General features: G+C 57.0%; 20 protein-coding genes and 2 pseudogenes. 17 read left to right on the top strand and 5 right to left on the bottom strand.

Features of this window, described 5'->3' with window-relative positions:
* Positions 1-168: 168 nt before the first annotated feature.
* Both istA and istB read left to right on the top strand, forming a co-directional pair.
* A complete protein-coding gene (istA, locus tag KPG66_RS14105) occupies positions 169-1,200 on the top strand; it encodes an IS21 family transposase (RefSeq protein WP_442929448.1) in 1,032 nt (343 codons plus the stop codon).
* The gene (gene istB / locus KPG66_RS14100) at positions 1,200-2,030 is read left to right on the top strand and encodes an IS21-like element ISRme20 family helper ATPase IstB (protein ID WP_237071226.1); all 831 of its coding nucleotides are present in this window, start codon (positions 1,200-1,202) and stop codon (positions 2,028-2,030) included. Before istA ends, istB begins: the two co-directional genes overlap by 1 nt.
* A 241-nt stretch (positions 2,031-2,271) precedes the next feature.
* Here the strand turns inward: istB and KPG66_RS14095 are convergent, their stop codons facing one another.
* Complete coding sequence (locus KPG66_RS14095) at positions 2,272-2,523, bottom strand: hypothetical protein (protein ID WP_237071225.1); 252 nt, start codon at positions 2,521-2,523, stop codon at positions 2,272-2,274.
* Positions 2,524-2,874: 351 nt separating this feature from the next.
* Between KPG66_RS14095 and KPG66_RS14090 the strand changes: the two genes are divergently transcribed.
* From KPG66_RS14090 to KPG66_RS14070, 5 genes are all read left to right on the top strand, one after another.
* Positions 2,875-3,114, top strand: coding sequence for a hypothetical protein (locus KPG66_RS14090; protein ID WP_157864638.1), 240 nt, complete (start codon positions 2,875-2,877; stop codon positions 3,112-3,114).
* Between the two features lie 85 nt (positions 3,115-3,199).
* The gene (locus KPG66_RS14085; protein ID WP_237071224.1) at positions 3,200-3,475 is read left to right on the top strand and encodes a hypothetical protein; all 276 of its coding nucleotides are present in this window, start codon (positions 3,200-3,202) and stop codon (positions 3,473-3,475) included.
* Between the two features lie 98 nt (positions 3,476-3,573).
* Positions 3,574-3,843 (top strand): hypothetical protein, encoded by a 270-nt coding sequence (locus KPG66_RS14080; protein ID WP_237071223.1) that lies wholly within the window; start codon positions 3,574-3,576, stop codon positions 3,841-3,843.
* A gap of 562 nt (positions 3,844-4,405) precedes the next feature.
* Positions 4,406-4,909, top strand: a complete 504-nt coding sequence (locus KPG66_RS14075; protein ID WP_237071222.1) for a hypothetical protein — start codon at positions 4,406-4,408, stop codon at positions 4,907-4,909.
* A 1,275-nt stretch (positions 4,910-6,184) separates the two neighbouring features.
* Positions 6,185-7,135, top strand: coding sequence for an Rpn family recombination-promoting nuclease/putative transposase (locus KPG66_RS14070; protein ID WP_237071221.1), 951 nt, complete (start codon positions 6,185-6,187; stop codon positions 7,133-7,135).
* Positions 7,136-7,408: 273 nt separating this feature from the next.
* On the opposite strand, the pseudogene KPG66_RS14065 reads toward KPG66_RS14070, so the two are convergent.
* Positions 7,409-7,876, bottom strand: a pseudogene (locus KPG66_RS14065) (hypothetical protein); the annotation flags it as partial.
* Here KPG66_RS14065 and KPG66_RS14060 point away from each other — a divergent pair.
* A pseudogene (locus KPG66_RS14060) lies at positions 7,870-8,078 on the top strand (transposase); the annotation flags it as partial. The pseudogenes KPG66_RS14065 and KPG66_RS14060 sit on opposite strands and share 7 nt — an antisense overlap.
* Before the next feature lie 120 nt (positions 8,079-8,198).
* Here the strand turns inward: KPG66_RS14060 and KPG66_RS18070 are convergent.
* On the bottom strand, positions 8,199-8,750 hold the full coding sequence (locus KPG66_RS18070; protein ID WP_442929447.1) for a FitA-like ribbon-helix-helix domain-containing protein: 552 nt from the start codon (positions 8,748-8,750) through the stop codon (positions 8,199-8,201).
* A 333-nt stretch (positions 8,751-9,083) separates the two neighbouring features.
* Here KPG66_RS18070 and KPG66_RS14050 point away from each other — a divergent pair, with 333 nt between their 5' ends.
* The 5 genes from KPG66_RS14050 (at position 9,084) to KPG66_RS14030 (ending at position 12,063) form a co-directional block, all read left to right on the top strand.
* Positions 9,084-9,725 carry a DNA methyltransferase gene (locus tag KPG66_RS14050; protein WP_336886360.1) on the top strand — a complete coding sequence of 214 codons (642 nt, stop codon included), beginning with the start codon at positions 9,084-9,086 and terminating at the stop codon, positions 9,723-9,725.
* Positions 9,726-10,199: 474 nt separating this feature from the next.
* Positions 10,200-10,400 carry a hypothetical protein gene (locus tag KPG66_RS14045; RefSeq protein WP_237071220.1) on the top strand — a complete coding sequence of 67 codons (201 nt, stop codon included), beginning with the start codon at positions 10,200-10,202 and terminating at the stop codon, positions 10,398-10,400.
* Positions 10,401-10,412: 12 nt separating this feature from the next.
* The gene (locus tag KPG66_RS14040) at positions 10,413-10,952 is read left to right on the top strand and encodes a hypothetical protein (protein ID WP_237071219.1); all 540 of its coding nucleotides are present in this window, start codon (positions 10,413-10,415) and stop codon (positions 10,950-10,952) included.
* Positions 10,953-11,471: 519 nt separating this feature from the next.
* The gene (locus tag KPG66_RS14035; RefSeq protein ID WP_237071218.1) at positions 11,472-11,765 is read left to right on the top strand and encodes a type II toxin-antitoxin system RelE/ParE family toxin; all 294 of its coding nucleotides are present in this window, start codon (positions 11,472-11,474) and stop codon (positions 11,763-11,765) included.
* Between the two features lies 1 nt (position 11,766).
* Positions 11,767-12,063: an addiction module antidote protein gene (locus KPG66_RS14030; protein WP_013436687.1), complete on the top strand. Its 297-nt coding sequence runs from the start codon at positions 11,767-11,769 to the stop codon at positions 12,061-12,063.
* Positions 12,064-12,344: 281 nt separating this feature from the next.
* On the opposite strand, the gene KPG66_RS14025 is transcribed toward KPG66_RS14030, so the two are convergent.
* Entirely contained in the window at positions 12,345-12,614 is a 270-nt protein-coding gene (locus KPG66_RS14025; protein ID WP_237071217.1) for a hypothetical protein, read from the bottom strand.
* A gap of 312 nt (positions 12,615-12,926) precedes the next feature.
* On the opposite strand from KPG66_RS14025, the gene KPG66_RS14020 reads away from it, so the two are divergent.
* The 4 genes from KPG66_RS14020 to KPG66_RS14005 all read left to right on the top strand — a co-directional run bounded on the left by KPG66_RS14020 (position 12,927) and on the right by KPG66_RS14005 (position 19,861).
* Entirely contained in the window at positions 12,927-13,319 is a 393-nt protein-coding gene (locus tag KPG66_RS14020; protein WP_013436689.1) for a plasmid mobilization protein, read from the top strand.
* A complete protein-coding gene (locus KPG66_RS14015; RefSeq protein WP_237071216.1) occupies positions 13,306-15,330 on the top strand; it encodes a type IV secretion system DNA-binding domain-containing protein in 2,025 nt (674 codons plus the stop codon). Before KPG66_RS14020 ends, KPG66_RS14015 begins: the two co-directional genes overlap by 14 nt.
* 227 nt (positions 15,331-15,557) lie before the next feature.
* Positions 15,558-18,422, top strand: coding sequence for a MobF family relaxase (gene mobF / locus KPG66_RS14010; RefSeq protein ID WP_336886361.1), 2,865 nt, complete (start codon positions 15,558-15,560; stop codon positions 18,420-18,422).
* A gap of 659 nt (positions 18,423-19,081) precedes the next feature.
* Entirely contained in the window at positions 19,082-19,861 is a 780-nt protein-coding gene (locus tag KPG66_RS14005) for a sensor histidine kinase (RefSeq protein ID WP_237071214.1), read from the top strand.
* On the opposite strand, the gene KPG66_RS14000 is transcribed toward KPG66_RS14005, so the two are convergent.
* The gene (locus KPG66_RS14000) at positions 19,830-20,489 is read right to left on the bottom strand and encodes a response regulator (RefSeq protein ID WP_237071213.1); all 660 of its coding nucleotides are present in this window, start codon (positions 20,487-20,489) and stop codon (positions 19,830-19,832) included. The genes KPG66_RS14005 and KPG66_RS14000 overlap by 32 nt on opposite strands.
* Positions 20,490-20,631 lie beyond the last annotated feature (142 nt).

Here is a 20,631-nt window from a genome sequence, read left to right as displayed (position 1 = left end):
GGGCAACAGCGGATGCTCCTGCCGCTTTCCAGGAGCTGGTTTAAAAGGACTTTGCTAGAAGACGGCTGGCACTAACCAAGGGGGTGTCAGCAGCACGTTGAAAATGACCCAGTGCCAGCACATTGGATTTGACCCACCCGGTTAGGATGGGCCCTTTTTGGAGGGCCAGTGCTTACAAGGGAGGTAATCGTGGAAATACGTGTGTTGGCCCGCCAAGGATTGGGGATCCGGGAGATTTCACGGGAACTGGGATTGTCGAGGAACACCGTGCGCAAATATTTACGCAGTTGTGCTGAGCAGGAGCGCGCGCCGCGCTCGGGGCGTACGCACAAGCTCGATCCGTTCAAAGTCTATCTGCATGAGCGGGTTCGAGCAGCGCATCCGGCCTGGCTGCCGGCGACAGCGCTGCTGATCGAGATCCGTGCGATGGGTTATGACGGTGGCCTGACGCGGCTTCGGGCCTATCTTCGGTCGTTGAAGTCGATCAAGGCGCCGGAGCCGCTGGTGCGTTTCGAGACCGATCCGGGACAACAAATGCAGGTTGACTGGATCGTGTTCCGACGTGGCAAGCTGCCGCTGTCGGCATTCGTCGCGACGCTGGGTTACAGTCGAGCGAGTTACGTCGAATTCGTGACCGACGAACGATTGCCGACACTGCTGGGCTGCCACGAGCGTGCGTTCGACTTCTTCGGCGGCGTTGCGCGCGAGGTTCTGTACGACAACGTCAAGACGGTTGTGATTGGCCGAGACGCTTACGGTCCCGGACTGCATCGCTATCAACCGGGCTTGCTCGACTTTGCGAAGCACCACAACTTCGTGCCGCGACTGTGCAAGCCTTACCGAGCCAAGACCAAAGGCAAGGTGGAGCGCTTCAACGGGTACCTGCGCCGCAGCTTCTACAATCCACTGGCAAGCCGGTTGGCTCAGGATCGGCTCGCGCTGGACGCGACCACGGCGAACGCCGAGGTCGTGCGCTGGTTGAGGGACGTCGCCAATGTACGTATCCACGGCACGACCGGGCAGCGGCCGCTCGAGCGTCTTCTACTCGAGCAACCAAAGCTACAGCCCTTGCCGCAGCCGTGGCGCGCGAGCTTGCCCTGTGCCTGCGTGCCAACGATGCCGCCGCCGTCGCGCTTCGATAATACGCCGCTGCAGCATCAGCTGTCGGTCTACCAAGCCCTGTTGATGGAGGCTCGGTGATGGATATCCAACACGAACGGATCCTTGAAGCTTGCCGACAACTGCACATCGACACAATGGGGGAGCAGTACAGCATGCTGGCGGCTCGGGCGGCGGCTAACCAACTCACGTTTGCCGACTTCTTCGAGGCGCTGTTGAAGTGCGCGATGGACGCGAAGCACGCGCGCACCAAATCCATGTTGCTACGCACGGCAGGCTTGCCTGTACTGAAGACACTCGAAGAGTTCGACTTCACGTTCGCTCATGGCGTCACGAAGAAATCGGTGCTGGAGCTCTCGTCGATGGCCTTCGTGGAGCGCGCCGAGAACATCGTGCTGCTCGGAGCGAGTGGACTGGGCAAAACGCATCTGGCGATCGCGCTGGGCTACATCGCCACGCAGATGGGAATCAAGACGCGTTTCATCGGCGCGGCGGATCTCGTTATTGCGCTGGCAGCCGCCTCTCGACAGGATCGACTGGCCGACTTCCTGAAGCGCAACATCATGAACCCACGCTTGCTGATCATCGACGAAGTCGGCTACCTACCGCTGGGCCGGGACGATGCCAATCTGTTCTTCCAGGTGATCGCCAAACGCTACGAGAAGGGTTCGGTGATCGTGACGAGCAACTTGCCGTTCGGGCAATGGGACCAGACGTTCGCCGGCGATCAGACGCTCACGGCCGCGCTGCTCGACCGCCTTCTACACCACAGTCACGTTCTCCAAATCAAAGGCGAGAGCTACCGACTGAAGGACAAGCGTAAAGCCGGGGTGATCCGCTCCCGTGCGTGCGAAAGTGCTGAACAGCAACTGCAGATGCACGCGCCAATGATGAGCAGCAACATCGCTTGACCCTGGATCAAGCGAAACCGATGGTCAGCAGCCGGCGCTGACCCTGAGTCAGTCAACATGCCGGGCATCAACTTGGTGACCCGGGTGGGTCAAATCTAATGTGCTGTGTATCGGCACAAGTGGGTCACTTCTAAGTTGCTGTTGACAGGGGCAGGTCATTGCCGCAGATCCGGTCACCAGGCTCCCATAGCGGGACCAGCGCGGCCCGCACCTGATTATCAGCGTCGCTGCGGGCCTAGCGTTACCTCGGCGGCTCTCGGCACAGCACTCGGATCGCTTGCTTGCGGTGATAGCCCGTCAATTCAATGAATCCCTCTAGAATCTGCCGCTTTTCGTTCCGCTTAGAACCGCGGTACCGCTCGCCAACTGCCTTAATTAATCCCATCGTGTTCTCATGCTGAGCCGCCTCGTCATCCGTCGTCCCGCCAGACGTTGCCAGGTAGCAAAACACTTGAGGCAACGGGACTAGCTCGGTAATAAAAATCTGAGTCAATGTGCCGGACTGAATGATTATCGCTGCTCAGTGCAGCTGTTGCCACAGTAGACGAGTGGAAATGGAAGTTTGAATTTTCAGTTGCCGCCCGCCGAGAGAATAGCCTATACTGCAATTGCCGCTGAAAACAGCAGCGGTCGGGTGTGACAACCTGGTAAACGAGGCGCACAAAAGCCGCGCCACTTCATGTCGCGGCTTTCTTGTGCGTAACGTCTGGCACGTCTATGGCGGGCCGGGCGGGGCCAGCTTCGGCTGGGCCGGTTCCTTGTTTCCGGTTTGTCACCCTCGTTCGGTCCGCCACCCCTCCGTGACAAGAGGGCGCGGGTATAAACCGCAAACAAGGAGCCAGACATGAATATCCCAATATTCGCTTCTTTGCGTTCACCTGCCAGAATATCGCCCGCTGCGATTTTCTTCCAAGCGACGCTTTTCCCTTCCTCTCGTCTGTGCGTGTTCTGTACACCGCCCTTCGGCAACACGGCCGCAATAGCTGCGCTCATGCGCGCTAAAGCTGATCAAAGGACACTGAATCTGCGGCTGCCATCCCCTGTGCTCGAACGCGTCACGCCGCCGTTCGAGCAACCCGCCTAGCGGCTTAAACACGTTCCTACTTTTTCGTTTCGCCTCGTGCCGATACGGCGCGAGGGGGCTTGCTGTGTCCAAAAAGGAGACCCACATGGCAGTTATCAGTCATGGCCAGCTTGATACTTCGTTCGATTTGCCTCGCGTGCCAGTAGTGCGCTGCGAATACCTGCGCACACTGTGGGAGGCGGACATCAACGCGCAAATATTTATTGATATCGTGCACTGCCTCGGCTACGTGCTGAGCGCTCAATGGGACGGTGAGGCTGGCATGCCGGTGCTCGCGCGTCGGCGCCCCTTAACACACAGCGCGCCTGCCCGTGATCGTGGCCAAACCGAACAGAGCTGGGTGACGTACGTGCAAAACTAGTGACCTCAATGCGCCAGACGGCGCGATCAGCGCCGTCTGGCGGCAAACGGGAACAGTACGTGACATGTTCATCCCAAAACTACTATAAGGATAATATTATGAAGTCCTATGTTAGCGCTATTATGGTTTTCTCTTATCTTTTCTCTATCGGCATCAGTATCGCCGTTGGTTGGCTGCTGGGCCGGTCGGACCGTCAACGGGACGGGTCACAGTTTGATTACCTCATTCTTACCATTTTGATAGGATGTCTAATTATTGTGTTATTGCTAATCATGTTATCTGGGGAATTTTCGCGCCAAGCTAGTATAAAACACAAACGCACGGTTGCCTATCCTGACGTGCTCAGTCTTGAAATCAAGGCGCAGTAAATCAAGCGACCGCCAGCGTCGACAGGCGCTGGAAATACGTTAGTGCGCGTCGGCTTTTACCATTGGGCGCTGGCCGATGCGCCACCTTATTTTAGCCATAAAGGTGCCACATAGCTCAGGTTCTAGTTTCATTGTGTGAACGAAAGTTTTTATGCAAGTTCGCTTGAATACCTCGAATAGGTTGGCGCTACTGCACTTGGTTGCGCTGCCGGGTTCGCTACATAATCAAGTTATCAAGATGAGGGGCGAGCCTACGCACAGTAGACACGACTGTGTGTGGGCAAGCGATTGACGCTTCGTCCAGCCCCGTACGCCATGGTGGACCAATCGCCAACAATCATACCCTGTCACGCTTAGCAGCAAGCATCGTCTCGATCATCGACTGTAGTTAGCCGAGCGGCGTACCGGTAACTTAGGACACGCCGTGGCTGGCCGCGACTTTTATGCCATTTCGGTGGATCAGGCGCACGCGCGTTTCGTCGTGCCGCCGGCCTTCCTTTCGGTATGCAAAAGTATGGGAGTATGGCTAGCCGCAGCGGGTACCACCGTCACCGCCTTCCTCATGCGTTTTGACCTCGGCATTGCAACGTTGCTGTGCGAGGTGTTGATCACCGGGTGCTTACTGCGTTGGTTGGAACCGGCCCTGAGCGAAAGCCGATTCAGCATCAGCGCAGCAGGTATCGTTTGGTATGGGCTGGAATCGGAGCCAACCCATATCGCGATGCACCGGATTGATCGCGTCTGTTTGGTCTCGCCGGACGGGCGCTGCGTTGTGCTGCTGTCGCAGCGCGCGGCATCCAGTGCGCCGCAGGCCTCGCCGTGGCGGCTTGCTGACCGTAGGCACTTGGCAAAGTGGCACATCGCGGTCGAGACCGACGGGCGCTATTATGCTATCGCGCAGGGACTTTCCCGTCATACCGCAATCTGCCTCGCGCGGGTGGTGCGACGGACATTGCGTGGTATGGAATTTGATATTCGGTGCGTGGCAAGCTGCCTTCAGGCCGGAGAAGGAAAGCGTGGCGGTTGGGGTGGCTCGATGCCGCCCACCGACTTCCCCCGACGCTAGCCCTTGGGACTCGCGCCCTTTGCTGTCGCCCTGCGTTTCGACATCGAAGCATGTCGCTGCGCGGCGCTGCCGCTTACTGCGCAAGAAAGCGCTCGCCGCGCGGTGTTCTGCCTCGCGCGTGAGCGTTTTGCTGCCGACACCTACTGCTCCCTGGTTCGCCATCCATTTCCCGCGACTGTAGCTCGGGCCCGCGCCGCACCAAGCCGCGTGGGGCCGCGTCAGTTGCTGCGCTCAATCCAGCATCACCCCACGTTTGATCCTTGACGCGGCGCCAGTCCTCACTCCTTTCGTCGCGGGACGATGAATTCAAGGGAACGGCGGCAGCCGCGAAGCGCAGCCCACCAACTCGGCAGAACACTTAACGCCGGGACTCCAAATCTAGGAACTCGGTCAGTTTAGGAAACGTAAGGAAACTATGAATTCGACTAAAGCGAAAACGAAGGCGATGGAAAAGGTTAAGCGGCTGGTATGCGGTGCGGGAGGCTAACACTATGATCACCTTGAACGCCATGCTGGTTCTTGATGTCGAGCCAGACCAAGCCGCCAACGCAGCCACGAGATCTTGCGTGAGCAGCAGGCACACTTTTGTCCGACATCGTGTTTAATCGACTATGCTATCGGCAAACACACAGGGTTAATCGGCTGTGATCCTGAGATGTAGGAGGGCGACGCTTTTGCCTATCTGAACGGGAAGGCATACGCGATGAATACGATGCGACCGACAGTGCAGCAGGGCGAAGCAGTTCTCGTTGCCGGTGAAACAGCTGCCGGTGTGTCGTTGTTAGCCCCGTTCGCGCTCCTGTACTGCTCTGGCTATCTTGTTAGGGCGACATTTGCTGCGCCCGTCCTATCTCGTAAAATTGCATGGTGAACCTCCCGGCCGCTCACTGGGGCAGCGCATGTATGTAAAGTATATTTTACACAAGAGATTTTCAAGGCCCTTATAGCCGCCCCTCTTGATGCGTACGGTGTCATGGGGAGTGAGCGGCTTTTTTCCCGTTACGTTAACGATCCACTTTGTTAATATATACCGTGGCGCAAGCGAAGAAAAAGATTGAACCGTCATGCGGTCGCGAGTGGACACCGAAAGGTGAAGGGTTCGATGGCACCGTCGGCTGACCATTTCCCTCAACCCTTCGACGCGCAAGGACAAAGGGAATGCGCACCGAAGAGCGGGTCGAGAAGCCAGCGTCTATCGTCGCGACACAGGACCGCCGTGAGGGCGCCACGCGCGGGCGATGGTAAAGTAGGTGGACTTCATGATCCATGCTCGCCATGAAACGTTCATCGACGATGATGCCGCACGACGCGCTCTTCAAGCAGTTCCTCACGCATCCGGACACCGCGCGGGATTTTTTAAGCCTGCATTTGCCCACGCAGTGGTTGGCGCAGTGCGACCTGGACACGTTGCGTCTGGAGTCGGGCAGCTTTGTGGAAGAAGATCTACGTGCCTACTATTCGGACGTGCTGTGGTCGCTGCAGACCCGGCAGGGCGATGGCTATGTCTATGCGCTGATCGAGCATCAAAGTCGGCCGGAGCGTCATATGGCGTTTCGGCTAATGCGTTACGCGATAGCCGCCATGCAGCGCCATTTAGAGGCCGGACATGACCAGTTACCGCTGGTGATTCCGATGCTGTTTTATCACGGGCAGGTCAGTCCGTATCCGTACTCAATGCGGTGGTTGGACAGCTTCGAGGCGCCTGAGTTGGCGTCGCAGCTGTATGCGGGAGGCTTTCCATTGGTGGATGTCACGGTGATTCCGGATGATGAAATCATCACGCATCGACGCATGGCGATGCTGGAATTGCTGCAAAAGCATATCCGGCAACGCGATTTGGCGACCCTGGTAGAGCAACTGGCAAGCCTGTTGCTCGCAGGGTACACTACGCACGAGCAATTGGTGTCGCTGATGCATTATATGCTGCAGTGGGGCGACACGACGGATCCGGAGCGATTTATCCGAGAATTGGCGCTCCGTTCCCCGCAACACGAGGAGGTTTTGATGACGATTGCACAGAAGCTCGAGCAAAAAGGCCTGGAACGCGGCCGTATGCTAGGGCGCGAAGAAGGACGCGAAGAAGGACGCGAAGAAGGGCGCGAAGAAGGGCACAAGGAAGCCGCGTTAAAGATTGCGCGTACGCTGCTGGCAAGCGGCTTGGAGCGCGAGACGGTCAAGCGTATGACGGGCTTGTCCGAAGCCGATATGAAGCAGATCTGTCACTAATAAGTCAATACAGGGCTTAGCAGCATAGGGTTTGTTTGGCTTGATTGACCACACAAGCGTGCGCTTGGCTGCGGTGACGTACAGAACATCCTATGGAAGGCCCGAACTTGGCCTGGCCAGAGCCAGGCCGGGTCTCGTTAGCTGTCGTCTGGTTGCCCACGGTCAAATCCAGATAGCCGATTTTTCTCGCGCCCACTTCTGCCATGCCTTTTTGAGACGCTCGGCGGTGATCAGCGCCACGCCGAGCACCGCGCTGACCGCGCATGCGTCGAGTCATCTACACGACGGATGACAAGCCTGAAGGTCGATATTTCTTTGACTTCGTGAGGTTTGCCTTGGCGGCCATTGCGTTGAGGCGGGTTTATGGCCGGGTCGTGTCTGTTTCTAGCGGCAGAACAGGCGCTGATACGCTCGCTCGGCCATCGCCTGCGCCTGGTCACGCACGTTCTTCAGGTTGTAGGCCGCTGCGCGGCCTTTCGGAGCGCCGCGGCGTGCAGGCATGCCGGCCTGCAGTTCGAGTGAGCGCATCTTGCGCGCGGTGAGCGCCGGCCGGTCCCACGCAAAAGTCTTATGACGTGTGAGGACGTACCACACCATAACGGCAATCTTGCGGGCTGTCGCGACGGCGGTAATCTGCTGACCCCGCCGGTCGCGGATACGCAGGAAGAATGCGCGCAGCGGTCCGGCCGACTGAGCCGCCGACCACGCGGCTTCAACGAGCATCGCACGCGCATACCAATGCCATCGAGAGCATACACAGGCAACTGCGCAAGATTGTGAGAACCGCGGCCACTTCCCGAGCGACGAAGCGGCCAGCAAACTGCTGTATCTGGCCTTGCGCAACATCGAAAAGGATTGGAAGATGCCGCCTATCACTTGACGGCAGGCACTCAATCAGTTCGCCATTGTGGTCGGCGACCGGTTCGCGAACGCCATAAACTGAGATCTTTTAACCGACCTCGGCGCACAAGATTCCTAATACTTCCGTTTTCCAAGGTGTGTTCAGGCTATGACCTGAACAATTTCCAAATCGTAGCCGACCATCCAGTCGTTCGAAAAGGGTTCAAGACGCGAGTTTCATTCCTACAAAGTCCTCAACGTCCTGCGTGACGACCGTTAGAACGCGCACGGGATTGGCGCCGTCAACCACATTCGGCATCGCTATGAGCACTTCCGCAAAGATCTTGCGTTGCGCTCTGCGCAATGCCTTCGCGAGCATCTCGCGATTTTCTGCTTCGGCGTTTCGACCGTACGCGGCCGCACGCTCTTTCTGACTCTGGACGAGTGCGTCATGCAAATCCCTTACCACAAGATTTGCCATCCCCCGTAATGCACAACACTCTGTCTGCGTTACGAGAAAGTATGGCTGCGGCGCATCCAAAACGCAAACTGAGGGGGTGCACCATCGGGGTTCACCGGAAAAACCAGCAGAGCGCTCAATTTTTCTATAGGCGTCTCCCTCCGCTGCGCTGCGGGCCGGGCTGTCGCGCTGCGCGTCGAGCCTCGCGCAGCGAGTCTCGTCCCTTCGGGCTTCCATCCCTGACGCCTCCGCGCCGTGCTGGCGCTGCGCGCTGCGCTTGCTCGGCCTGCCGGCCGCATCGTGCGTCTTTCGCATGCGAAAGACGAAACTGACGCAGGTCGGTATTTCTGGCGCGCGTGTTACGTTTCTGCCCGTGGGTGGGCATGTCATGCAATGACCTTTCAACCCGGAGCCCACGGTCGCCCTCCGCGATCCTGACGGATCGAAGCCAGTAACCGTGCGCGCCCAAGGTCGCACAATTACTGGCTTCTTCAAGCGCTTTCGCGGCATATCCTCGGCCGCGCTGCGGCCTGCGGTATTCCACGTCGCTTGCCCGTCATGCTGCGGCGGGCGCGCGTTTGCTCCGGGCAGTACGAAACGCGAGCTACGCCTCTGCGGCTGCCCCTTTTTCGAACGAAGGAGCAGACCGTGAGCTATCTTTACCACGGCGATTGCCTTGTCGCCATGCCCAAACTCGCCTCTGAGTCGGTTGATTGCGTTGTCACTGATCCGCCATATCTCGTTAACTACCGCGATCGCAGCGGGCGCACGATCGCCAATGACAGCAACGACGAATGGCTTGCGCCAGCATTTGCAGAAATGTTTCGAGTACTGAAGCGCGATGCGGTTTGTATCAGTTTCTACAGCTGGAACAAGGCAGATCGATTTTTTCTCGCGTGGAAAGCAGCGGGATTCCGAATCGCCGGGCACCTTGTTTTCGCCAAGTCCTATTCGTCTAAGGCCGGACTGGTCAGATACCAGCATGAATCGGCCTATGTGCTCGCGAAGGGACGGCCGCCCGTGCCGGCGCAGCCGATCGCGGATGTTGTGCCGTTCCCGTACAGCGGGAATCGACATCATCCGACCGAGAAACCCGTATCGAGTCTGCGCACGTTGATCCAGGCTTTCACGAATCCAGGCGATACGGTTCTCGATCCGTTCGCTGGATCGGGCTCGACGTGCGTGGCTGCGCGCGAGCTGGGTCGGCGCTATATCGGGATCGAGCTGGACGCGCGCTATTTCGCCGCAGCAAAAGCACGGTTGCTCGCATTCAAGCAGGTGGCAGCCTAATCGGCAGGGGAATGCGTCAGTCGAAGGCCGGCACCGGCGGTGCCGGCGCGAGGGAATGCGTAGCGCGATCGAGAAAGCCGCGTGTGCATTCGGGACGTTCAGCGCACCAGGCGCTTCGCGCTGCGCCGCAAGCGGCGAGCTGGCTTGTTGCGGCTTCGCCGCAAATGGGCGCTCGCCGCGCGGCGTGCCGGTGCTGCCTGACGTTTCCGCATTCCGCCAGTCCCCTGAGTTCGTCGTCCCAAACGCGACCGTAGCCCATCGCTGGGCACGGTCAAGGCCGAGCCCTTCGGGTGCGCTTCGCGCAACCTTGACCGTGCCCAGCGATGGACTCCTTATGTCGCGGGACGACGAACTCAGGGGACTGGCGGCAGCAGTTCTGCCGAAAGCGCAGGCAGCACCGGCACAACCCCTACGTGGGGACTCGGAATCTAGGGTCCCGGTCAGCCTGAAACTCTTGAACCAAACGAGGTGTACATGAAACCGAGCCTTCTTCGCCGTAACGCAGCTTTTTTTCTGGGTTGCGACTTGAACGCGGATATCCGCGTGTTGTATCGCCGGCGTCGCGTGGAGGATGACGTGCGTGCTGTGCGTCTTGAAATCCTGATCGATGGTCAGCTAAAGCGCATAACGCTGTATCGCCACGCGCGCGGCACTTGGTCCCCGATGCCCCTGTAAGGAGATCCGCAAATGACAATTTACTCAAATGCACTCGACGCACGCGTCCAATGGGCGTTGCACCGGATAAGCGTAGTCGCAGGTGACGAGAAGGCAGCTCAAGCTCAGTTGTTCTTGGCGCTCAACTATGCTGAGCGCAGCGCAGAGGTGGCAGCCAGGAAGGACGAGGATGTGCAATGTCCGGCACTTCTCGCAGACGTGCCGCAGCTTCGCGCCGCGTTTATGGGGGCCGTCGAGTCGGTGCGCGATCAGCGGCAAAAGCGGCGCACGCGTGAGGGCATCGAGGCCGAGATTGAAGCTATAGATAGGCAAGTAAGCCGAAGCTGTGGACTGTCGTATGAGTTGTTTGTGATGCGGTTTTCAGCGGAAGTGGACTACTTTCTCGAGACCGTGGAAGCACCCTATCAAGCACTTGCCCTTGAGGTTGCAGCAACCATGGGTTATGCGACACCGGCGGAGCGCGAGGAGATGCAAAACGAGATCGAGGAATCCGGTGGCTGCCCTTTAACCGGAATCGATCCCGACTGCTGTCCGTGCGGTAGACACCCGTAACGAAGCGCAGGCGCGGCTGCGCCCAGAGTCGCGCCTGCGGATATTTGCGCATACGAACAAGCTCGCCTCGGCAAGCGTGACGCCTGTTTCGCGTGTCTTTCGCTTGCGAAAGACGCAACCGGGGCGTTGGCGGTGCGCCAGTCGCACGCGCTCCGCTGCGTGGTGTGCTTGAGTGCCGCGCAAGTTGGAGTGACGGCGAGCCTGCTGTTTAATCCCAGGCAAGCTGATTGACGCCCTGCTCACGAATGCAGCCGACGATATGCCATCTAGCCGGGCATGGCAAGAATTCACTCGTGCAGCTCGGAAAAATGGCAATTCATGCTGTCAGAAGTGCAGACCGTGTCAGCTGTCACTGAGGATGTGGGTACAGAGAAGGCCGCGCCGCTTGTTGCAATGAAGAAAGATATAGCGGCTATCGTCGTTGAGCATGCGCTAAATGCGTGGATGTCGGAGCCGATGTGGCTACGCCGCGTTGAATACTTTCCTTGAACACTCGTATCCCATGGGATACAATCTGATATGAGAATTGAGCAGACTGCCGAATTTGCCAAGTGGATGCGTGACTTGCGTGATCCCATCGCTCGCGCACAGATCGCCAAGCGGATTCAGCGGCTGGCGCGTGAACAGTTTGGCGATGTGAAACCGGTTGGCTCTTGCGTCAGCGAAATGCGCGTGCATACTGGGCCTGGCTATCGCGTCTACTTTACCCAATGCGGTTCAGCGCTCATCATACTGTTATGCGGTGGCGACAAATCAACGCAACAACGGGACATTAAGCGAGCCTTGATGCTTGCTGCTGAATTGAGAGATTAGCATGGGAATCAAGACGACACCTTTCGATGCGGCTGACTATCTTGACGTGCCCGAGGCGCAAGCTGAATATCTTCGCGTCTCGTTCGAAACGGGCGACGCGGCCGACATTCAGGAAGCCATCGGTACTGTCGCGCGTGCGCGCGGCATGACGCAAATTGCGCGCGCGGCGGGGGTCGGCCGTGAGAGCTTGTACAAGGCGCTAGATGAGCACGGCAATCCGGAATTCGCGACTATTCTAAGTGTCGTGCGTGCGCTTGGGCTGAAACTCACTGTCACCCCTACCTACGATCATGCTTGATACCGATTCGATATCTTTCTAGCTTGCACGCACGCAAAGGGATCGGCACAACGCACGCGTGGACTCGTGCATGATGCGGCTAAATCGCATAAGCGCGATCTAGACTAACTTAGCTGTAGCCGCCAAACACCTCATCGGCGCGATCATGTCGCGTGCCCGGATTTATCGGCTCTTGCAATTTTTGTATTGCGGCCGATGACTATGAGGCCCGTGGATCTGCGCAAAAACACATTGTGCGCTAATCTCGTCTGCTTGCTCTCCAACTGAGCCGTCTAAAGAGGCTATACCGGCTCTGCCGGCTGCGCAGAATGGACGACCAAAAGCGTTTTGATCTGCGGTAGCGCTTTTTCCCATTGCTCCGCAGGAACTACATCAAGCCGTTCCGCCTTAATAAGTTCCAACACCGCCTTTTGATTCCGTTCTCGTTGGCGTTTCTCCTGCTGCTTCTTGCGCTCTTGCAGCTGCTGTAGCTTATAGGCTGCCCGCTGGATTTCTTCGTCTAGTGTGCGAACCTTACGGCCTGGCTTTGTGGTGGCGTTTTGTTGAGTCATGCTTTACCTTGGTCAATGCGATTTCCCAGGGAAAATCTGCTGGTTCAGATTTCTGACGTCTTGTGCTCCACGCTCGTTATGTTATCAAATGACGGATACCATCCACTAGAGCCTTGAGGTAGGAATAGCACGGACCGATCAGCGTGCAGGGCAAGCCCCGCGCCCCGGCAGAGGCGTCACACACCACGCAACTTTGTTGCTAGTGCCGGACTCGTCACAATAACAGGGATTTTAGCGTGGCGACACCGAAGATGTGACGAGGCGACACCGAAGACTGTGAAAATACTCCAAACCTTTAAGGAGAAAGAATAAATGCCACGGCAAAAAGGATCAGGCAAGGGACCTACAACACGCTTCAACATCCGCTTGGATGAGCACACTGGCGCATACTATCGGTCCAAGGCAAACGAGCACGGAGTGAGTGTTTCCGAGTATCTAAGGCAGATGCTAGTACAAGGCGTGATTGCGGAAAATGTCAGTGAAATTGAGCAGCGACTCAAGCAGGCTGTCGCGCAAATTAACACGGCATCTATGGGTGGGATGGGTTGCACGAGTGACGACGAAATGCTGCTTTCCGTCTTCACTTGCGAGGCGTTGCTGACGGCGATTGTTGAGGCGCGTGATCCGCAAGAGCTATACAGTGCACAAGACGCTGCGCGGGCGAAGCTAAAGCGAATAAAGGGAGAGTGGCATGGTCAAACGTGACGCGAAGCGCAGCGCGAGTAGCTTTTCGCGCGGCGCAGAACTATGGATGCATCAGGCCAGAATGTTTGTTGTGGCGATCTGGACCGTTGCGCTCGTTTCCATGATCGTTGCTCTAGCCGTGGCGGTGGGCTACTTCTGGACCGCCACCCCTCCTAATGAGCGGTACGGGTTGGAGCGCAATATCCTAGCCCACATCCGTGACGCCTTGTACATGACGGCGGGGAAGATGGAGCTGCACGTCAACGGCGAATTGCGCAAGCTGGAAGTCGCGGACGTGGCGCTCTTGACCGACGAGATAGCTGACAACGCATGGCGCAAGCTGCGCAACGGTGGAGTGATCGGCTTGCTGTCCGGCATTGGCATGATCTTTCTTATCAGTTTGTACTGGTGGGGATACGGGCGCTCAAAGATGCAGGATGTGAAGCTTCGCGGTGCCGAGCTGGTGACGGGCCGGGAACTGAAAAAAATTGTTGAATTGCGTAACGAGGCTAGCCCGTACATGCTAGCTGGCGTGCCGATGCGCAAGGGCTCAGAGAATCTGCATACGCTGATTGCGGGCACGCAGGGTACGGGTAAGTCACAGCAGTTTTTTGCGCTGATGAAACAGGTCCGCGCGCGCGGGAAGCGCATGATTGTGTATGATCCAACCGGTGAATTCACCCAGGCGTTTTATCGGGAGGGCAAGGATGTACTGATGAACCCGCTCGATGCGAGGAGCCCGAACTGGAACGTTTGGCACGAAATCAAGAAAGACTACCATTTCGATAATCTAGCGAACGGCCTGATTCCCGATCCGGCCGAAGTAGACCCATTTTGGTCCCTGGCGGGCCGGATGGTGCTAAAGGATGTGTATCGCGTCTTGGGCAGAGAGGGCCGGCGCACGAACCGCGATCTGTACAACGCCATCGCCAAGAGCAACTTAGATGCGATGCATGCGCTGCTGCAAGGCACTGCCGGTGCCACCTACGTTGATCCGAAGACCGAGCGCACCGGCATGTCGCTCAAGATGACCGTGCAGAATCAGCTCGAGTCTTTTCGCTTCTTGCACGATAGCGGCGAGCCGTTCTCCATCCGTAATTGGGTGCATGAGGAGGGTGATTCATGGATGTTTATCACGGCACGTGAGTCGATGCGCGAAGCGCTGGCACCGCTGCTATCGCTGTGGATCGACACGGCAATCAAGGCGGTACTTGACCTCGAAGCGGTGCATCGTGAACGGCTTTGGTTCTGCATTGACGAGTTGCCGACTCTACAAAAGCTTGACATCCTCAAGCTCGCGCTCACCAACACCCGCAAGTACGGGCTGTGCATGGTGCTCGGCGTTCAAGACTTCTCTCAACTCTACAAAATCTATGGCATGCACCTGGCCAGTACAATCATTTCCGGCTGTCAAACCAAGCTGCTGCTGCGTGTGACAGACGGCGAGGCGGCCGAGCTACTGGCAAAATTGATGGGGCAATACGAGGTAGACGAGAAGGAAGAAACTCTGAGCTATGGCCTGAATTCGCATCGTGACGGCGTAAGCGTTTTCGCGCGCCGGAACATCCGCGACCTCGTGCTTACCTCGGAAATCCTAAAACTACCCGATATGACCGGCTACTTGACCATTCCCGGCGATTTTCCGATTGCTAAGGTGAGCTACGACTACGTGCCAACGCCAAAAATCGCCAGTGGCTTTATTGAGCGTACGGGGCTAGCCGTCGACTTCAAGCCGAAATATGCGCTATCCGCCGTGGCTAATACATTGGCTGAAGATCCAGCAGATAAACAACCGGGTACTGAGCAGGCAGCGAAGGCCGATGCCGAGAAAAGGCCGGCCGTCGATCTGCTGGACGAGGACGATGTGGATGGTCCGACTGCCACAGTGACGGGGGTGAAGCGCAACGCCAACGGCGAAACCATTGACCCGGAAACGGGCAAAGCGCGCCCGCGTTCGCATGTGAAAGACGATGCCGCGGCAACCGATAAACCGGGCGGAAAGCACGGAAAACCGCTTGCCGACGCCTTGTAAAGAGGTCGTGAGTGGCACTGGACGGCCAACCGTGAAGGTGACCTGTGCGCAGATGACGGCGCTGCTCGCTCAATATGACTGAGCGCTGGCGAAATAGTGGCGTACTATGTCGGGCGCCAACGTGCCGATCTGACAGACTAAACGTGGCAAGGATGCGCAGTTGGATGGACGTGCTATTTGCCTTTCTTGCGAGCTTTCAGCGTTCTGGCACCGAAAGGGGGCAGGGGATGATAAGTATGCACAATGTAGGCAGCGCTGGGCAAGCGTTGCACTACTTCTCCAAGGACAATTACTACACTCAGGGCGAAGGGTTGGAGTACTCTGAGTGGTTTGGCAAGGGGGCAGCGCAGCTTGAGCTGTTCGAGCAGATCGACCGGCAAGCGTTTTTTAACATCCTTTCTGGAGAAGTTGAGGGTCGTGAACTGGGCAAGTGGGTAAAAAACGGGGAAACTGGCGAGAAGGAGCGCGAGCACCGGCCAGGCACTGACGTGACATTCTCCGCACCCAAAAGCGTGTCTTTGCTGGCTGAGGTGCATGGCAATTGCCAGGTGCGCGAGGCGCACGAAGCGGCCGTCAAGCAGGCGCTTAGTTACGTAGAGTCGAACCTCGCGCAGACGCGGCAGACCGAGGGCGGTAAGACGCAGGTGGTGCAGACAGGCAATCTAACAGTGGCTATGTTCCGCCACAACACAAGCCGCAATCTGGACCCTCAAACCCACACACATGCCGTCATTGTGAACGCCACCCGCCGCGATGACGGGCAATGGCGCTCGCTAACCAACGACGACATTTATAAAGCGCAGCGCGTGGTCGGTGCAATCTACACGTCGGAGTTGGCCGATCGCCTGCAGGCGCTGGGCTACGATCTGCGGCGCACGGACGAGAAAGGCAACTTTGAGATTGCCGGCATTACCAGAGAGCAGATCGAGCACTTTAGTCAGCGCCGGGCGGAAATTGAGGCCTCTCTAAAAGCCAAGGGCGTGGACATTGACGATGCGACGGCTCAGCAAAAGGAGGACGCTACCCTAAAAACGCGGGCCCGTAAGGTGGACGTGGACCATGCCCAACTCATTGCTGACTGGAAGGATCGAGCCAAGGAGATCGGCATCGACTTCGATGCTATCCAGGCCAAGGCTGACGCCCAGCGTGCCCAGGGCGGCGTTGTGCGAGAAGACAAACTGACTGGCCGACAGGCAATGGAGTTTGCTGCGGCCCACCTGATCGAACGTGAAATCGTGGTGACCAAATATGACCTCATGGCGGTCGCCATCGAACACGGTGTTGGCCGTGTCTGCATATCCGAGGTGCAAATGGCCTTCGATAGGCTAGAGTGCGACGGCGACTTGGTGAAGCTGCCAGACGGACAGTACACCACTAAAAAGATGTTGGGCAGCGAAATGTGGACGCTGGACCAGGTGCGGGCTCACACGGGCCAAGTGCCGAAAATGATTGACTCGGCGGCCGTAGCCGCCCGAATCCAATTGGCAGAGAAGAGACAGGGTTTTCAGTACACAGCCGGGCAAAAAGAGGCTATTTGCAAGGTGCTGACCAGCGAGGACCGCTATGTGGCGGTGCAAGGCTTGGCTGGCACCGGCAAAACCACAATGCTCAAATCACTGCGGGAAATGGCCCAGGAGCAGGGCTACACCGTTCGAGGCATGGCGCCGACCGGGATGGCTAGCAAGGTACTGGCTCGCGAAACCGGCATTGCTACTGATACTGTTTCGATGTTCCAGATTAAGGAGCGTCAGCTGCAGAAGGACATTGAGTTCGCCAAGCAGTACGCGCCTGACTTCGAGCGCAAGACCGAGGTCTGGATTGTGGACGAGTCATCACTGCTGTCGCAGCGTCAGAAGGCCCGACTTGACTACATGGCCGAGAAGGCTGGTGCCAAGGTCTTGTACCTGGGCGACACGCTGCAACTGCAGGGTGTGGAGGCCGGCAAGCCGTTCGAGTTGGCCCAACGTAATGGTATGGACACAGCCTACATGACCGAAATTAGCCGCCAGAAGACACGCGAGTTGCAGCGAGCTGTGGATATTATTGTTGGTCGTGATGTTTTGCAGGACGGGCAGCAGCTGACTCAGGTAGAGCTGGCCAACAACCGCAGGGCATTTGCCTACATGGATAAGGCGGGCATGGTCCGCGAGGTTAAGGGGGGATCCGGAGCAGTGATTGATGCTGTGGTGCAAGATGTGCTCCAGATGGGGAAGGCGGAGCGTGAGCGCACCATCGTCATCACCGCGTACAACAAAGACCGCGTAGCGATCAATAACGGGGTGCGCGAGGGCCTGAAGGCGATCGGTGAGCTGGACCGCAACGACGATACGCGAGAGATTCTGGTGTCAAAGGGCTGGACGCGTGCGATGCAAAGGGAGGCCCAATACTACAGCCAGGGCGACGTGGTGCGGTTTGGCCGCGACTACCAGCAGATCGACGCCCGCAAGGGTGAGTACATGCGCGTGACGTCTGTTGATGCGCCGGTCGGGACGGTTGTGTTGCAGAAGGAGGATGGTTCGACCATCGCTTGGCAGCCTAAGAAGCACAATAAGATTGAAGTCTACGAGACTGACAGGCGTGGCTTGACCAGGGGCGATCTGATCCGCCTGACTCGAAACGAAGGCGAGTTCAAAAACGGCGAGGTAGCCAGGGTAGTAGCCATTGCCGGCGACCGCGCAACCCTGATGTTGCGCCAGGGCAAACAGGTGTCACTGCATGAGGTTGACCTTTCCAGGAACAAACATTGGGATCATGCTTACGCATCAACGGTCCACGGATCCCAGGGTGCCACTCAGTATCGGGCAATCTTCCATATTCGGGCGCCTGAAACGGGTAATGAGCGCAAGCAACAACGCCTCATGGAGCGCATGGCAAAGGTGTTTGGTGACCGCAGCTTTTACGTTGGTACGACCCGTGCGAGCCATGAGCTTCGCATCTACACTAACGACAAGGGCCTTGCAGCGCGAGCCTTGGCCGCCAAGCAGGATAAGACAAGTGCTGTGGAAGTCATCCAGCGGTACGAAAAAGGCACCGGCATTACGGCCGGCAGAGGATCGGTGTCGCCACAATTAAACCGTGACTATCAAAGGTAATCCCGTTAAAATTCCAACTTTTGCGGGCGGAAGCTTACAGCCTGCGCGTGCCAATATAGGTAAGCTAGCCTGCACTTTGCAACAACAAACCTTGATACATATACAAAAGCTACGCCATGACTGAATCGACAGACGCCGGAAAACCGGCCGAGGGACGAAGCGTCGTCGGGTACGAATCTACAGTGACAAAAGGACGGTATTTTTTTGCATAAAGCCCGAGTTGCGCCAGCGCATCATAGATCTATGTGACGAGTTGGAGACGCTTGCCAATATATAGGTAATTAAATTGATTGAGGCTGATCCAAAGAAACGCCGCAAATCATGTCAATATGGCACTCATTTTTTGACTCCTTCGATATCTTTACGTTCGTTTGTCTAAGGAAAGGTAGGGTGTATAGCACTTGCCATAGGCTATGGTGTTAAGCGCTTTGATTACGTTTTTATCCGCAGCATGTTGACCGCTTTGTCGGCATGAAGAAGGCAAAGATTGTGGTTGCCTCGACTAAGGCTAAAGAATCGAGTCAAACCAAGTTTTAGCGTCCTGCTGGTCGTCTTTGCGGTCAGCATTTTTGTAGTCAAGGGAAACTTGGCTGTTAGATATATGCTATGTGTATAAGTTGGGCTGTTGATTGGCTTTGTCCTTCATTGCCCGAGCGAACATGAACTCCAGCGTGGCCGCTGGCCTAATGCTGCTCTTCTTCCTCTTCGTCTTGTATCTGACTGCGCGGTACGGTATGAAGCGCATCGACGTGTCACACGAGGAAATCCGGCGTGTCCTGGCTGAATCGAACCGACGCATAGATGAGGAACGGCGCAATCTTGCGCGGCGGCTGCACGATGAAGTCAACCCTCAACTACTCATCAGCAAGCACGCCCTAGAGCAGCTAGAACCACTGGTTAAGGGCAATGAGAAGGCGTCGGTACTGCTGGCTCGTGCGCTTGAAATGGTGTCCGACGCCTATACACAAACACGCGACATCATCAAGAACACTCGCATTGAGGTTATCGACTCCATCGGTTTTACGGCCGCCTTAGAGTCTCTCGTCGTTTACTACACGTCATTTTTTAATGAAACCGCGATCACTTTGAACCACAATCTGCCCAAGCGTCCAGAGCTGCCGGAGGCTATGGCCGTGAGTGCCTACAAGATCATCCGAGAAGCCCTGCTGAATGCGATGAAGCACGCCAATGCCTCCCGAGTGCACGTTTCGGTACAGTACAACAAAGCATTCAACCAGTACAAAGTCGAAGTCGCCGACGATGGGATGGGTATGAACGCGTCTGCGAAAAATATTGAGAGTGCCGGCATCGGGCTGATCGACATGCGTGAGCGCGCACGTGCGCTGGGGGGCTGTTTGAAAATCCAGGTCACCGATTCAGCCAATGCGCAGCGACCCGGCACCCGTATCAGCTTTTCATTTTCAGGGCAGTCGTCGTGATGCCGTAGCGGATGGCCAACTTGGTAATGTCAGCTTGGCTTTCCACACCTAGCTTGCTTTTTACGCTTTTCAGCAGCGCGCTCACTGTTTTGGTGGATAGATCTATTTGCGCTGATATGTCGGATAGGGCGGCGCCGTCAGCGGCCAGAGCAAACGTGCGCATTTCCTTCTCGTCCAGCAGCTTATTGGGATCGCGCTCTTTCACTGCTGACCAAGCCAAGAGTTGGGCAATCTTCGGCGAAAAATATTCTTTTCCCGCGGCCACTGTCCGAATCGCCTCGTTGAGTATTTCGGTACTTTCGTCCTTCCGCACAAAAGCCAACACACCAAGCTTATAGGATTTTTCGATGATGTACTGATCATCAAACTGCGAAAAAATGATGATCCTGGCCGACGGCTCGCGGGCCAGTAGCTCCTCGCAGACGTCCAGCCCGTTTCTTCCGGCATTCTTTCCGCTGAACCGAAGGTCAATCACCAGCACGTCCGGTTTGACCTTCAGATAGCGGTCAACCACGCCGTCTAGATCGTAGGCCACCTCGACTACGCTGACGCCGTAGTCCTTCAGTACGTCACGGAAGCCGGCCACCAGTAGCTGATGATCGTCCACTAAAAATACGTTGATTCCCAAGTCGTCACCCATTGTTCATGTGATCAGGTCGATCCCGAGGGTCAAGCGCTGGTGCTGCCGACACTGCGTCATGTGGTCAGTACGCAGTACATCGGTGAGGGTTCAACGCTTGAACCCGTGTCCTACTCGCGAATTTTGACAG

The sequence above is a fragment of the Mycetohabitans sp. B2 genome (assembly GCF_021733735.1).
Taxonomy (GTDB): Bacteria; Pseudomonadota; Gammaproteobacteria; order Burkholderiales; family Burkholderiaceae; genus Mycetohabitans; species Mycetohabitans rhizoxinica.
Note: the sequence above shows the minus strand (reverse complement) of the source record. Positions and strands in the feature narration are given on the sequence as shown.

Bases quoted from the DNA above. Each gene is read 5' to 3' on its own strand.
- istB (WP_237071226.1), top strand. From the start codon at position 1,200: ATGGATATCCAACACGAACGGATCCTTGAAGCTTGCCGACAACTGCAC.
- KPG66_RS14090 (WP_157864638.1), top strand. From the start codon at position 2,875: ATGAATATCCCAATATTCGCTTCTTTGCGTTCACCTGCCAGAATATCG.
- KPG66_RS14085 (WP_237071224.1), top strand. From the start codon at position 3,200: ATGGCAGTTATCAGTCATGGCCAGCTTGATACTTCGTTCGATTTGCCT.
- KPG66_RS14080 (WP_237071223.1), top strand. From the start codon at position 3,574: ATGAAGTCCTATGTTAGCGCTATTATGGTTTTCTCTTATCTTTTCTCT.
- KPG66_RS14075 (WP_237071222.1), top strand. From the start codon at position 4,406: ATGCGTTTTGACCTCGGCATTGCAACGTTGCTGTGCGAGGTGTTGATC.
- KPG66_RS14070 (WP_237071221.1), top strand. From the start codon at position 6,185: ATGAAACGTTCATCGACGATGATGCCGCACGACGCGCTCTTCAAGCAG.
- KPG66_RS18070 (WP_442929447.1), bottom strand. From the start codon at position 8,750: ATGCGAAAGACGCACGATGCGGCCGGCAGGCCGAGCAAGCGCAGCGCG.
- KPG66_RS14045 (WP_237071220.1), top strand. From the start codon at position 10,200: ATGAAACCGAGCCTTCTTCGCCGTAACGCAGCTTTTTTTCTGGGTTGC.
- KPG66_RS14040 (WP_237071219.1), top strand. From the start codon at position 10,413: ATGACAATTTACTCAAATGCACTCGACGCACGCGTCCAATGGGCGTTG.
- KPG66_RS14035 (WP_237071218.1), top strand. From the start codon at position 11,472: ATGAGAATTGAGCAGACTGCCGAATTTGCCAAGTGGATGCGTGACTTG.
- KPG66_RS14030 (WP_013436687.1), top strand. From the start codon at position 11,767: ATGGGAATCAAGACGACACCTTTCGATGCGGCTGACTATCTTGACGTG.
- KPG66_RS14025 (WP_237071217.1), bottom strand. From the start codon at position 12,614: ATGACTCAACAAAACGCCACCACAAAGCCAGGCCGTAAGGTTCGCACA.
- KPG66_RS14020 (WP_013436689.1), top strand. From the start codon at position 12,927: ATGCCACGGCAAAAAGGATCAGGCAAGGGACCTACAACACGCTTCAAC.
- KPG66_RS14015 (WP_237071216.1), top strand. From the start codon at position 13,306: ATGGTCAAACGTGACGCGAAGCGCAGCGCGAGTAGCTTTTCGCGCGGC.
- mobF (WP_336886361.1), top strand. From the start codon at position 15,558: ATGATAAGTATGCACAATGTAGGCAGCGCTGGGCAAGCGTTGCACTAC.
- KPG66_RS14005 (WP_237071214.1), top strand. From the start codon at position 19,082: ATGAACTCCAGCGTGGCCGCTGGCCTAATGCTGCTCTTCTTCCTCTTC.